Raw genomic sequence first — 13152 nt, forward strand, 5'->3', positions numbered from 1 at the left:
TCATCGAGAAACTGCCATGAAGCTCTACCTGATTTCCCTTGGCGCCGGCGTCCTGGTCGGCATCCTGTATGCGCTGATGCAGGTGCGCTCGCCGGCTCCGCCAGCCGTGGCGCTGATCGGGCTGCTGGGCATGCTGATCGGCGAACAGGTCGTGCCGCCAATCAAGCGCATGATCGCCGGCGAGCCGGTCACGGTGGCGTGGTTCCACAGCGAGTGCATGCCGAAGATCACGGGCACACCGGGGCCAACGCTGGCAGGCGAACCCAATGCGAAGGGCGAGCATGCGCGCTAGGCTGCAGTGCGGCGCCTGCGCCGGGTTGCTGCTGGCCAGCACCTGCGCGTTCGGCGCGGGTACCCGGGCAATACTTGAGTGTTATATGGAGACCGGGCTGGACGCGGCTATGCTGTTGGCAAGCGGTGCACATGTTGCCGTCACCGCGCCATTGAGCAAGGATCGAGTGTGACCGCCATCCCCGTGATCGCCATCGTCGACGACGACGCTTCCGTCAGGGACGCCATGGGACGACTGGTGCGCTCCTGTGATTTCGCGGCGGAGCTGTTCGGCGGTGGCGGCGAACTGCTGCAGTCCGGGAAACTGCACCAGATCGCCTGCGTGATCACGGACGTGGTGATGCCGGGCATGAACGGCTTCGCCCTTTACGAACAGCTGCGCGCAAGCGGCTTCGACAAGCCCGTCATCTTCATGACCGGCTTTGCGGAGGAGGGCTCCGAGCAACGCGCCATGGCGGCCGGCGCGGCCTGCTTCCTGAAAAAGCCGTTCCAGGATACCGACATCATCCGCTGCATCGAGCAGGCCTTGCAGGCCAGCGCAGGCGATTCATCGAGCTGACGGCTGCCCTGGCGGCATCCTTGCTCCATGCGGCGTGCGTTCCGCTTCAGGCGTGGCGGGCGGCAGAAGCAGCTCGAACACGGCGCCCGCCGGCATATTCGCGCTGGCACACAACCTGCCCCGGTGAGCCTCGACGATCAGCCGGCAGATCGCCAGCCCCATGCCGAGACCCTGCGATTTTGTCGAGTAGAACGCATCGAAGATCTTGTCCGCATTGCGCGGATCCAGCCCGGTGCCGCTATCGCAGACGGCGACCATTGCCGCGCCGCTGGCATCGCGCCGCGAGCGGATAACGATTTCTCGGCGGTGTTCCTCGGTGTCGTTCATCGCCTCGACGCCATTCATGACAAGGTTGAGGAGGACCTGCTGCAACTGCACGCGGTCGCCCACCACCCTGGGCAGGTCGGCTCCCAGGTCGGTCCGGATCTGGATCTGCTGCCGCGTGACCTCGCCGTGCAACAGGGCGATGGTGTCGTCGATCAGCACGTTGAGGTCAAGCGGTGCCGGCGCGGCCGTGGTCTTCCTGAACAGCGCCCGCATGCCGCCGATGACCGCCCCGGCCCGATGGCCGGCCTGGACGATGTCGTTGACCGCGTCCCGAACTTCGCCAAGGTCGGGTGGCTGGCGCGCCAGCCAGCGCAGGGCGGAGTGCGCGTTGGACACGATGGTGGCCAGCGGCTGGCTGACCTCGTGCGCGATCGAAGCAGTCAGCGCACTCAGTGTCGTGACGCGCGTGACATGGGCCAGTTGCACCTGTGCCTGGCGCAGCGCCGTTTCGGCGCGCTTGCGCTCGGTCAGGTTGAGCACGAACGATACGCCACGGTCATCGCCGTCCTCGAAGAGGGCGGAACCGATCAGCACCGGCACGCGGCTGCCGTCCTTGTGGAAGAACTCCTTCTCGAATGGCGCGAGGGTGCCATTCAGCCGGAATTCCCACGCGCGCCGGGCGTCGTCTTCCCGCCATTCCACCGGGGTCAGGTCCGTCCAGCCAAGGCGGGCACCGAAGAATTCCTCGCGTTCGTAGCCCAGCATCTGCAGGAACGCATCATTGACCTCGAAAATGCCGCCGTCGAAGCGCCACATGAAGATCCCGATGAGGTTGGCCTCGACCAGCCTCTGGATCTTCGCGTCGCGGCGTTCGAGACGACGGTACAGGTAGGCATTCTCCAGGGCGGTCGCCGCCTGCGAGGCGAGCAGCTTCAGCACTGCGATGCGCGCCGGGGCGAACACGCGCGGCGTGAGATGGTTCTCAAGGTAGAGCACGCCGATCAGCTTGGCACGCACCAGCAGCGGCAGGCAGAGGATCGAACGCGCCTGGCGCTGCACGATGTACGGGTCGTTCGAGAACGGGTTCTGCTCGGCGGCGTGGTCGAGGATGATGTTCTCGCGCGTGCGCAGCACATAGCGCAGGATCGACACAGGCATCGCGCCGGTGGTCACGCCGTCGCTGCACAGCCGCACTGAGATGGATGCCCCGGCGGTCATCGCTTCGGCGACGACGCGCTGCTCCGATCCGCGCGGCAGGATCAGCAATCCGCGCTCCGCGCCGCCGTGCTGGAGCGCCGTGCGCATGAGCGTATCCAGCAGCTTGTCCAGCACCATTTCGCCCGACACGGCCTGCGACACAGCCATGACAGTCGCCAGGTCCAGTTGTTCGACCGGCACGCCGATCGTCGCCGTCGGGGCGGGCTCGCGCTCGCCTGCGCAGAGGTGCGGATGGTGCGCGTCGAGTTGGCGCACCTTGCCGTCGGCACCCCAGCGCAGGTAATGATGGCGCGCATCCTGCAGGTAGACGCGGGCAATCTTGTCGAAGCCGCGCCCGGCATAGAATCGTGCGGCCAGCTCGTTGGCGAGCGCCTGGCCATGGACGAAATCGCTGTCGCGCGCGGCGCGCAGCGCCTGCTCATAGAGGTGCATCGCATCCGTTTCGCGTCCCTCGAGTCGGGCGATCTCCGCGCCGACCAGTGCGGCACGGTCCTCGAAGTTCCCGGGACAATGCTGCGCCCAGGTCCGCAGTTGGAGATGATGGACGGCCATGATCTCCAACTGCCCCGCGCGTTCCGGCGCCGTGGCGTTTTCGACGCAGGCGGCACGTGCAAGGGCCGCGTAGAGATGGAATTCCGCCTGCTCGAAGAACGAGGGGCAGGTCCACAGCAGCCCTTCGGCGCGAGCCGCGGCCGCCAGCGCCGTCGCGTAGTCGCCCGCGAGATAGCGCGCCTGCAGCTTGCGGATCCAGTACCAGCAGGTGGCGAGCGTCGGACCCGGCGGCGCGTCGAGATACTGCTCGTAGGCGGCTTCGTCGAAGCCGGCATCGCTCAGCGAGCCGAACACCGGCGTCAGGCCGCGCAGCGATCGGGCCAGCTGGAGCTGAGGGGTCACCCGGTCGACCGCCAGGCTGAACCTGGCCCGACAGGCAAAGTCCTTCAGGGCCTCGGCCTCCCGCTGCACTTCGGCGAGCGCATCGCCGCTGGCCAGCATCTGGGTAATGCGGTTGTTGTGGGCAAAGCAGGCGTAGGTGAGATCGCCCATCCTGGTCGCCACGTCGAAGGCGCGTTGCACCAGGCCGCGGGCGCTGCGGATCGGCCGGGTCCATTGCATCACGTGGCCGCCGAAGGCCTGGTAGACGCGCGCCTTGAAGTGGTCCAGCCCGCCGCGCTCGACCAGGTCCAGGCCCAGTTGGCCAAAGCGGAAGGCAGCCTCGTAGTCGCCTGATTGGGGCCCCAGGATCAGCCCCAGCCAGGCATAGCCGAGGCAGGAGGCGTCGCAATTGCCGTGCTCGAGGCTCAGGTTCGCCATCCTGGCGATGATCAGCGCGCCCAGGTTGACGTCGGTGTACCAGGCCGGCAGCATGAGCGCGGCCAGGACGTCCATCGTTGCTTTTGCGGCTGCATCGGTCATCAAGGGCAGATCGCGCAGCGCCTCGAGGGGGCGGTTGCCGATGCGGCGCCACATCGCGTCATACTCCCGCAGCATTTCGTCGCGACCGGGCTTCGCAGGGCACCGGACGCCGGCACGGCTCAGGAAATCGAGACCGACTTCAACCGCGCGCTCGCGCTGCCCAAGCGCCAGATACAGCTCCAGCCGCAGTTGAGTGACGCGGGCCAGGTCGTTCAGGGCCGGCGCGCGATCCGCAAGCCCGGCGAGGCGCACCTGCGCCGCCTCCGATGCCCCGGTGAGAAACTCGCATTCCGCGCGCTGGTATTCGAGCGCGAAGCGCAGCCCGGGGCGACGCTGATCGGTGTCCCGGACGAGCAGCGTTGCACCGGCGCTCAGGTAGGTCAGTGCCGACGCGTAGGCGGTCGCCGCCTTGGCGCGTTCGCCGGCAAGAAGGTTCAGCGCGGCCACCTGCTCGCGTTCCTCGTCCCCGTCAAGCAGGGCGAGGCCATGGTTGAACTGTCCGACGATCTCGAAGACATGCTCCGCGACCGCCTCCGGCGGCGTGGCCGCGGCAAGCCTGCGGCCGATCGCGAGGTGCGCCGACGGTCGCGAAGTTTCGGGAATGAGCCCATAGGCCGCCTCCTGGATCCGGTCGTGCAAAAAGCGGTAGCTGGTCCCGGTGCGTAGTAGCAGCCCGGCACGGATCGCCGGCCATAACGGGTCGTTCGGGCCGGCCTGGCTGCTGCCCCGGACCACGTTCAGCACGTCGACGGCCGCGTCGTTGCCGAGGCAGGCCAGTTGCTGCAGCGCGCTGCGGGTCGCGGCGGGAAGACGGGCGATCTTGCCCAACATGAGATCCGCCACGTTGTCGGTAAATCCCTTGGCCACGATGCGGTCGAGGTCCCAGGACCAGCGCGAGGCCCGGTGATCGAAGGCAAGCAGGCCTTCTTCGGCCAGGGCGCCGAGGAACTGGATGGCGAAGAACGGATTGCCGGCGGTCTTGGCCTGTACCAGGCCGGCCAGGCTCCTGACTTGCGCCGGCGCGCACTGCAGGGCATCGGCAATCATGCCGCCGACATCATCGGGACCAAGCGGGCCAAGCGCGATCTCATGGACCAGGCCGCCTGCCTCGCATATCGCCGGCACGCGCAGGAGCAGCGCGTGGCCGGGCTGGACCTCGTTGCTGCGATACGCGCCGATCAGCAGCAGGTGGCGCGCCTCGGCCTGCGTCGTCAGATGCGCGAGCAGATCCAGCGTCGCCGCGTCCAGCCACTGCAGGTCGTCGAGGAAGATGGCGAGCGGACGTTCGGCGCGCGCAAAGACGTCGAGCAGGCACTGGAAGGCGCGGTGGAAGCGATGCTGCGCGTCCAGGGGCGGGAGCGGCGGGACGGGAGGCTGGGGACCGAGGATCAGTTCCAGTTCGGGGATGAGCGCGACCATCAGCGCGCCGTTGGGACCCAGTGCCTCGCACAGTGCGAGGCGCCACGGCTCGAGCTCGGCTTCGCTCATGCTCAGCAGTGGGCGAATCAGGCCCTGGAACGCCTGGGCCAGCGTCGCATAGGGGATGTCGCGCCTGAACTGGTCGAACTTTCCCGAGGCGAACAGTCCCGGCCGCTTTGCAAGCGTGCGCCGCAGTTCCTGCACGACGGCGGTCTTGCCGACACCGGAATAACCGGACACCAGCACGAACTCCGGCATGCCTGTAGCGGCGACCCGGTCGAAAGCGGCGAGCAGGGCCTGGACTTCCCGCTTGCGCCCGTAGAGCCGTGCCGGCAGCAGCGGGCGCTCGGGCAGGTCATGCTCCCCCAGCGCAAATGCCGCGATGTGCCTGGCGCTGTTCCAGGCAGCCAGGCAGCGCCGCAGGTCGGACTCCAGGCCGGAGGCGGTCTGGTAGCGCTCCGCGGCGGTCTTGGCGAGCAGCTTCATCACCAGGGCGGAAAGCAGGGCCGGAATGCCGGGAACCCGATCGGCAGGCGGCACCGGCTGTCGGGCGATGTGGCAATGCACCAGATGCATCGGGTCGCCGGCGTCAAAGGGCAATACACCCGTAAGCATTTGGTAAAACGTGACGCCAAGCGCGTAGAGATCGCTGCGCGCATCGATTGCGCAGTTGATGCGTCCGGTCTGTTCGGGCGCCATATAGGCCAGCGTGCCCGCGATCTCCTCCGGCGGCGCCGGCGCCTGGCACCCGCCCGGCAGGCGCGAGGCAAGGCCGAAGCCGGTCAGCCGGGCGGCGCCAAGGGCGTCGTTCACGAGGATGTGCGCCGGCTTGAGGTCCTTGTGGACCAGGCGTTGCCGGTGGAGCTGCGCCAGCGCTGCGCAGATGTTGATGGCCAGGCACAGGAAGCGACCCACGTCCATCGGTACGCCGAGCAGGCCGGCCAGCGGCTCGCCACCCGTATCTTCGAGCAACAACGCCATGCGGCCATGTACCCGCGCCAGATGGAGTGGGCGCGCGGCCCAGCTACCGTCCAGCCTCTCCTTCAGGCCATATTCGTGCGTGAGACGGGCCAGGCTGGCCGGAGTGGGGCGTTCGGCGGCGGGCCACACTGCCAGCACGGGCGTCGCCTGGCCGTCGAGTTCCACGTGCCAGCGGCCGAGCACGCGCTCTTCGTCCTCCCACAGGATCCGGGCGTTGAGTTCGCTGGCGGCGACGGGGCGAAACTCCGGATTCATCTGCCCCACGCCGTCCCGGTCCACGCGCTGCGCACGATCCCGGGGGAGCCAATGCATCTGGCTGGCGGATGGCAAGCGGTCCGCATGACGGTCGCCTCCCTCGACCAACGCCGGCTTGGCAATCACGATAGGCCCTCCCTTGGCATGCATCGGGGCGAAGGTCGTGCCGGCTCAGATGGAAGGTACGACTTGCCCGAAGCCAATCTAAGAGTTTTGCCAGCCCTTGGCTTGAACAGTTGTGCTGTGCCTTGTCCTCTTGTGCCCTGCGCATGGGGCAGGGCGTCGGAGATGCGCAAAGGTGGGGGGGGAATGAGAAACGGAATTATTCTCGATGCGTGCGCCAGGCACCGGGGGTCACGCCAAATTTCTTCGAAAGGCTTCGCGTCAAATGGCTCTGGTCGGCGAATCCGCATGACACCGCGATCCCGGCGATTGGCAATTCCGTGGTGCGCAGCAGCGCGAGCGCTTGTTCAAGACGGCGTTCGAGCAGCCATTCATGCGGTGTCTTGCCGGTACTCTGGCGGAAGGCCCGTGAAAAATGGCTCCTGGACAACTGGCAGGCATCGGCCACATCGGCAACCGATATCGAGCCATCGTCCAGGCGTGCCGTCAGGTAGTCCTGGGCCCGCGCCAGGATCCGCGGTGAAAGCCGGCCCGAGCCGCGCAGGCGTGCGGCGGCGATGCCGCCGTATTGTTCGACCAGATGGGTTCCGATTGCATGTCCAAGCTGATCGACAAACAGGCGGCTGGCGCCGCCGGGCCTGGACAGGGCAGGCAGCAGAGCCTGCGCAAGGTGGGCCAGGACCGGGTCATGCTGTGCCGCGGCATTGCGCAGCGCCAGGCTTGCCGGGCGGCCAAGTTCCATGGCCGTGCGCTCGATGAACGCGGGAGAGAGTTCGATCAGTACAAAGTCGAACGTGCCCGAGAGGTCGGCCTTGTAGTCGTCCTGGAAATTGCGCAGATAGACCGAACCGACGTCGAACGCATAGGTATCGGCGTGGTTGGGCTGGAAGATGCGGCGGCGATGACCGCCCGTCAGCGAGACACCGGCCAGAAATCCTCTTTCCGAAGCCGGCGTCACCACCTGGCGCAGTTCCTCGGCCGCGGAACTCTTGCGGAAAAAGCACAGATCCCCGGCGGCAAGGGCCTGGTCGTATCGCAATGCCTCAGACATGCAGCCGAGCGAATCGCGCAGCACGGCAGGTCCGGTCGGCTCGCTAGCGGAACTCGAAAAACTCGGCAATGGCATGTGGGGGCCAGGTCGTTGCGCCTGGTCCGGTGTGACGAGGCGGCCGTCTTTATTGAAAGCCGGCGACGAACGATAATCGCTCGCCGGCCTTCATGCGGCTTGGTGACACGCAGGGAACCGATACTAGCATTGCAACTGCCTGACATTCTAGGTGGCAAGACTCAAAGCGCAATGCCGGTGAATTTCGAAAGGAAGATCGAACAGTTTGATTGAACCGATGGAATATCTCGAACGTGGGTGGGCAAATGGCCACTACCCGATGGTATAAATGCAAGCCCTCAAGGCTTGTGCTAGAAACTCCTCTGGCACGCACGATTTGCCCGGGCATACGGGCAGGCAATCGCGCTGTACCTATCGGTCAGCCGCTTTTGGCCGGCGCACCGGTAAGTCGATCAACCGTTGATGCGAAAGATTCAGGGAGAGAACGCCGTGACAGCCACCACGGGGGAACCCGCCGGGACCGACGATGCCAGGGAAGAACAGCTGGTGCTGATCGTCGATGACGATGTGATGCTGCGCAACGGCCTAGGCAACCTATTTCGCTCGGTGGGCATGCAAGTGGCGCTATTTGCCTCTGCCGCCGAATTGCTCGAGTTCCAATTGCCCGCCGTACCGTGCTGCCTGGTCCTGGACGTTCGCCTGCGTGGCCCAAGCGGCCTGGATGTGCAGACGCGGCTGGCGCAGATGGGCATTCACATCCCCATCATCTTCATGACCGGATATGGCGACATTGCCATGAGCGTGGCCGCCATGAAAGCCGGCGCCGAAGATTTCATGGCCAAGCCGTTCCGGGACCAGGACCTGCTCGATGCCGTGTCGGCGGCGCTGGAGAAAGACCGGCTGCGTCGCCTGGCGGTCAGCAAGCTCGACGAGATGCGCGCCAGCTATGCGACGCTGACCCCGCGCGAAGCCGAAGTGATGGGCCTGGCGGTCGCCGGCCTGCTCAACAAGCAGATTGCCGGCGAGATCGGCATCAGCGAAGTCACCGTCAAGATCCATCGCGGGCAGGCCATGCGCAAGATGAAGGCGCGCACGTTTGCCGGCCTGGTACTGATGGCGCAGCAACTCGGCATCTGCAAGGCAGATCGCTGATCCATTTTCCGCAGGCGATCCGCATGACGAGCCGGATCGCCGCAGGCTGCGCATTTCGTGATGCGCGTCCGTCAGGCCAAGACCTGCGCGACCATCGCCGCGGCAGCCACGCTCGAGGTGCCGATGGCCAGCCAGCAACCGAGCAGCAGGGCGCCATTGGCAATGCGTTTTGGTGATTTCATTTCGATTGCTCCCGGGTGCTGGCAATGGGCACGAATCAGCGTTCGATCACCGGCGCATGGACCGGGGCGATCGAGGCGTGCGGCGTGGCGGTACGCTGCGCTGCCTTGTGCACCATCGTGTAGGCGTAGTCGATGCCCATGCCGTAGGCGCCGGAATGTTCCTTGGCAAGGCCGGTCACGGCGTCGTAAGTTTCGCGGTTCTTCCAGTCGCGCTGCCACTCGAGCATCACCTGCTGCCAGGTCACGGGCACCACGCCTGCCTGGATCATGCGCTGCATCGCGTAGTCGTGGGCTTCCTTGGTGGTGCCGCCGGATGCGTCGGCCACCATATAGATCTCGTAGTCGCCTTCGAGCATCGCGCTCAGTGCGAAGGTCGTGTTGCAGACCTCGGTCCACAGGCCCGCGACGACGATCTTCTTGCGGCCGTTGGCGGCCAGTGCATCGCGCACCTTCTGGTCATCCCACGAGTTCATCGAGGTGCGTTCCAGCGTCTGCTTGCCGGGAAACACGTCGAGCAGTTCGGGATAGGTGTAGCCGGAGAACGATTCGCTTTCGACGGTGGTGATCGTGGTCGGCACGTCGAAGATCTTCGCCGCCTTGGCCAGGCCCACGACATTGTTCTTCATGGTCTGGCGGTCCATCGACTGCACGCCGAAGGCCATCTGGGGCTGATGGTCGATGATGATCAGTTGGCTATTGCGCGGGGTCAGGACTTGCAGTTTGGCGTTCGACATGGTGGTCTCCGGTGAATTGATTCAGTCAGTTTGAAGCTTTGATCTGGCGGCTTTTCCGTAGTTGGCGCCGCCATGTGCAGAACTATAGCGATGGCCTGTGCTGCCAGAGGCGCTACAGGTTGCAGTTGTTATTCAAACAATTTGAATTAAAGGTCCAGGGTCAAACCGCCGATAACACGCCCGTGCCTGCCTGACAGCCCGCCCCCGGACTCCTGCCAAAGACCTGTGAACACGCCGTGCTCAATGCATGACGCTCGCGCCGGTTACGCAAGAGCGAGCCGTTGATATCGGCCAATGCAATGGGTCCTTGGGTTCGTCGACTCATACCTCCGGCATGACAGACGGACCGGGCGGATAACTGACACTGCCGGGGGCAATTGCTACCGTTAAGCACTTTCCGGAAGGAAATTCTTACCAATCACCAAGCGATATAAATTGGCACGGAGCCATTTGATGAAGAATGCGGATTCGATGACGCTATTTGGGCACGGCGCAGTATCACTGCCATCACGGGCGGCGGCTTTGCGCCTTCGCGTCTGGTGCGCGTCAATTGCACTGATTGCGGCAATGGCCGCACCCGCCTGGGCGGAGCCGGCCATCCACGCAGCCTTCGGCCGCGACCCATCGCACAATATCAACAAGTACGAAATTGGCATCAACTGGGATTCCGGATTTGCGTGGGGCAACCCCCAAAGCTGGCAGGCGAGGCTGCAATGGGAGGCCGAACTGGCGCAATGGGATTCGCGCAGCGGCACCAGGCAGCAGAACGTTACCGAATTCGGATTTTCCCCAATCCTCCGGGTCGAGAAGCGCGCATGGTCGCTGGTGCCATTCCTGGAAGCCTCCATTGGGGTCCGGCTATTGAGCCACACCAGTACGTCCGAGGAACACAACTTCAGCACGGCGTTCCAGTTTTCCGACATGGTTGGCATTGGCGTGGCCTTCGGTCCAAAGCTGAACGCTGAAGCCGGCTTTCGCTTCCAGCATGTCTCGAATGCCGGTATCAAGGCGCCTAATCCCGGCAGTAACTTCTATACCGGTTATATGCGCTACCGCTTTTGAAGCGAGAGGTGAATCGCTCATCACCAACCGGCATGCAACGTATCGCTTGTACGACATAAGCGGGCTGGGGCCCGATGGCGGCCCCTGCGCGGGAAATGCACGATTCAGGGAAAAGCTGTCCGGTCATGCCTGCCGGCAATGATCCATTCGTTCGGGAAATGGCAACCCGGCGCAGCCGGTATAGACTCAATTCACGCTTCCGCCGTGCCGTGGCGGGCGTTCTCGAGGCGAGGTGCATCATGATCCGACTTCTGGCTGCCGCAATACTCTGCGCGATCACGCTGAGCGTGATGGGTTGTGCCGGTCCGCAGATGGGGGCCGACAATACGCATCGTTTCACCAGCGACCCATACAACTACGAGTTCAGTCGGAACCTGTAGGCATATCCAGCGTGGCATTCCGTCGTCAGGCGCTCGCGACATCCGTTGTATCGATCAATGCCGCCGGGAGATGGCGAATTCATCCGAGGCCGGATTCAACCCGGCCTCTTTCTTTTTTACCGGAACCTTTCTGCTGCGCCTTCCTTGCCTCTTCGTCGCCTTTTCGATCCCACCAATATTCCCGGCAAACCCCCACGCCGTCGCGATAAATCGCTGCGCGTGATCGGGATGGTTGCGCAATGCGGACACGTTTCCAATTGGCGGGACGATTGGGTTAATGCATTCGCTGCGCCACCCCATACCCTTGCTGCGACGGTCGAGGACCGTGCAAGAACCATATCGTCAAACAGGACGGAACAGCGAGGAGAGACGCATGAAGAGGATGGGAGCACTCTTGGTGGTGGCGATGGCAACAGTGCCCGGCATGGCGGCGGCACAATCGGGGGTGACCCTTTATGGTGTAGCCGATCTTTACATGGAGTATGTCAAGTCAGGGTCGAATCATGTTGCGCGGGTCGAGGATGGCGGGCTGTATCAGTCGCGGTGGGGCCTGCGCGGCAAAGAGGAGTTGGGGCAAGGGATGTCGGCAGTCTTCACGCTCGAGACGGGACTGGCGCTCGACAGCGGCACGGCCCAGCAGGGCGGGCGCCTGTTCGGCCGCCAGGCCTGGGTCGGCCTGAGCAGCAACGACTGGGGCGCGCTGACGCTGGGCCGGCAGAACACGCCGATCTACTACATCGAGGGACAGGCGTCGGCCTTCGGCTTCTCGCCTTACGGGCCGCTCGGTCGCCTGCAGAACAGCGGACCCGCGGGCAGCAGCCTGACGGCGCGCGCCGACAACTCGGTCCGCTACGAAAGCCCCGAGCTCGGCGGCCTGCAAGCCAGCCTGCTCTATTCATTCGGCGCCGAGCGGACCAGCGCGCCGCGCGACGCAGACCGGTTTGCAGGTATCGGGCTGACCTATGCCCGCGGTCCGCTGTGGCTGGGCGTGGCTTACGAACGTACCTACAGCATCAACGCGGTCGCCGACGCCGACCGCGACGAGCGGGCGATCGGCGCTACCTACGAGTTCCCGTGGCTGAAGGTGTTCGCCAACGTGCGCCAGGCAACGCGATGGGTGCCAGGGCAGTCGACGCTCAAGGATCGTGGCTTCCATGTGGGCACCACCATTCCCGTCGGCGGTGCCGGGCTGGTGCTGCTGGCGTACGGCATGCAACAATCGGTTGGCACGTCCAACCGTGGCCAGCAGGCGTCGATCGGCTACCAGTATTCGCTGTCCAAGCGGACAACGCTCTACACCAACGCCAGCAAGATCTGGAACACCAACAAGACCAACTACACGTTCTCGAACATTCCCAACGAGGTCACCGCGACCAGCGTGTCCGACCCGAGTGGCGTCATGATGGGCATGCGCCACCTGTTCTGACCGGCACGCCGGCGCGGCGGCCAGCTGCCGCTGCCGGCAACGGCGATCCCATCCCGCAAAGCATAAGAGAATCCATGAAGCGCTCCATCTTCGCCGCGGCTTTCGGGCTGCATCTGTTCTGCGCATCGATCGCATCGGCGGCAGGCGTGACACCAATGCAGACGCTCGGCGCGGATGCCGCGGTCCGCCTGACCGACGCGGCCAAACAGTTTGCCGCGGACCGCAAGGTCCCGGTCAGCATCGTCGTGGTCGATGTCGCCGGCCACTTCCTGAGCGGTGTAAGAATGGATGGCGCCCCGTTCGGGACCTTCGACGTCGCGCGCGGCAAGGCCATCGCCTCGGCGGCGACCGGTGGTGCCTCCGGCGCTGAACTCGTGAAGCGCTATCAGGCCAATCCCATCGTCTTCGGCCAGATGAGCTCGCTCGTCTATGGCGGGCCGGTCTTTCCTTCGCAGGGGTCGCTTGGCATCTACGTCGATGGGCGCCTGGTCGGAGCCGTAGGCGTGAGCGGGGGGCCGTCCGACGTGGACGAGGAAATCGGTCGGCGCGGCATGGCCGCGATCGGGGCGACCGAAGCACCCTGAACTTTGGATGCGCCCTGGGGCGCCTCGTTCATGTCATGCG

11 protein-coding genes are annotated in these 13152 nt (G+C 65.0%); 7 read left to right on the plus strand and 4 right to left on the minus strand.

What is annotated here, in order from left to right; translation table 11 throughout:
* Window positions 1–16 precede the first annotated feature (16 nt).
* Both CupriaWKF_RS08230 and CupriaWKF_RS08235 read left to right on the plus strand, forming a co-directional pair.
* Complete coding sequence (locus tag CupriaWKF_RS08230; RefSeq protein WP_276100509.1) at window positions 17–292, plus strand: XapX domain-containing protein; 276 nt, start codon at window positions 17–19, stop codon at window positions 290–292.
* Between the two features lie 168 nt (window positions 293–460).
* Window positions 461–850 (plus strand): response regulator, encoded by a 390-nt coding sequence (locus CupriaWKF_RS08235; protein WP_276100511.1) that lies wholly within the window; start codon window positions 461–463, stop codon window positions 848–850.
* On the opposite strand, the gene CupriaWKF_RS08240 is transcribed toward CupriaWKF_RS08235, so the two are convergent.
* Together CupriaWKF_RS08240 and CupriaWKF_RS08245 are read right to left on the minus strand one after the other, a co-directional pair.
* Window positions 839–6529, minus strand: coding sequence for an ATP-binding sensor histidine kinase (locus tag CupriaWKF_RS08240; protein WP_276100513.1), 5691 nt, complete (start codon window positions 6527–6529; stop codon window positions 839–841). The genes CupriaWKF_RS08235 and CupriaWKF_RS08240 overlap by 12 nt on opposite strands.
* Before the next feature lie 196 nt (window positions 6530–6725).
* Complete coding sequence (locus CupriaWKF_RS08245; protein ID WP_276100514.1) at window positions 6726–7601, minus strand: AraC family transcriptional regulator; 876 nt, start codon at window positions 7599–7601, stop codon at window positions 6726–6728.
* 480 nt (window positions 7602–8081) lie between these two features.
* On the opposite strand from CupriaWKF_RS08245, the gene CupriaWKF_RS08250 reads away from it, so the two are divergent.
* Window positions 8082–8744: a response regulator gene (locus tag CupriaWKF_RS08250; RefSeq protein WP_276100516.1), complete on the plus strand. Its 663-nt coding sequence runs from the start codon at window positions 8082–8084 to the stop codon at window positions 8742–8744.
* A gap of 217 nt (window positions 8745–8961) precedes the next feature.
* Here the strand turns inward: CupriaWKF_RS08250 and CupriaWKF_RS08255 are convergent, their stop codons facing one another.
* Complete coding sequence (locus CupriaWKF_RS08255; RefSeq protein WP_276100517.1) at window positions 8962–9660, minus strand: hydrolase; 699 nt, start codon at window positions 9658–9660, stop codon at window positions 8962–8964.
* A gap of 567 nt (window positions 9661–10227) precedes the next feature.
* Between CupriaWKF_RS08255 and CupriaWKF_RS08260 the strand changes: the two genes are divergently transcribed.
* Together CupriaWKF_RS08260 and CupriaWKF_RS08265 are read left to right on the plus strand one after the other, a co-directional pair.
* Window positions 10228–10722, plus strand: a complete 495-nt coding sequence (locus tag CupriaWKF_RS08260; RefSeq protein WP_276100721.1) for an acyloxyacyl hydrolase — start codon at window positions 10228–10230, stop codon at window positions 10720–10722.
* A 239-nt stretch (window positions 10723–10961) separates the two neighbouring features.
* On the plus strand, window positions 10962–11102 hold the full coding sequence (locus CupriaWKF_RS08265) for a hypothetical protein (protein WP_276100518.1): 141 nt from the start codon (window positions 10962–10964) through the stop codon (window positions 11100–11102).
* Window positions 11103–11156: 54 nt separating this feature from the next.
* Here the strand turns inward: CupriaWKF_RS08265 and CupriaWKF_RS08270 are convergent, their stop codons facing one another.
* The gene (locus CupriaWKF_RS08270) at window positions 11157–11351 is read right to left on the minus strand and encodes a hypothetical protein (protein ID WP_276100520.1); all 195 of its coding nucleotides are present in this window, start codon (window positions 11349–11351) and stop codon (window positions 11157–11159) included.
* Window positions 11352–11475: 124 nt separating this feature from the next.
* Here CupriaWKF_RS08270 and CupriaWKF_RS08275 point away from each other — a divergent pair, with 124 nt between their 5' ends.
* On the plus strand, window positions 11476–12528 hold the full coding sequence (locus CupriaWKF_RS08275) for a porin (RefSeq protein ID WP_276100521.1): 1053 nt from the start codon (window positions 11476–11478) through the stop codon (window positions 12526–12528).
* 74 nt (window positions 12529–12602) lie between these two features.
* Window positions 12603–13112: a heme-binding protein gene (locus CupriaWKF_RS08280; protein ID WP_276100522.1), complete on the plus strand. Its 510-nt coding sequence runs from the start codon at window positions 12603–12605 to the stop codon at window positions 13110–13112.
* Window positions 13113–13152 lie beyond the last annotated feature (40 nt).

The organism is Cupriavidus sp. WKF15 (assembly GCF_029278605.1).
Lineage (GTDB): Bacteria > Pseudomonadota > Gammaproteobacteria > Burkholderiales > Burkholderiaceae > Cupriavidus.

Excerpts from the sequence above, each read along its gene's own strand:
- CupriaWKF_RS08260 (WP_276100721.1), top strand. The coding sequence starts at position 10,228 with ATGGCCGCACCCGCCTGGGCGGAGCCGGCCATCCACGCAGCCTTCGGC.
- CupriaWKF_RS08265 (WP_276100518.1), top strand. The coding sequence starts at position 10,962 with ATGATCCGACTTCTGGCTGCCGCAATACTCTGCGCGATCACGCTGAGC.
- CupriaWKF_RS08255 (WP_276100517.1), bottom strand. The coding sequence starts at position 9,660 with ATGTCGAACGCCAAACTGCAAGTCCTGACCCCGCGCAATAGCCAACTG.
- CupriaWKF_RS08275 (WP_276100521.1), top strand. The coding sequence starts at position 11,476 with ATGAAGAGGATGGGAGCACTCTTGGTGGTGGCGATGGCAACAGTGCCC.
- CupriaWKF_RS08230 (WP_276100509.1), top strand. The coding sequence starts at position 17 with ATGAAGCTCTACCTGATTTCCCTTGGCGCCGGCGTCCTGGTCGGCATC.
- CupriaWKF_RS08280 (WP_276100522.1), top strand. The coding sequence starts at position 12,603 with ATGAAGCGCTCCATCTTCGCCGCGGCTTTCGGGCTGCATCTGTTCTGC.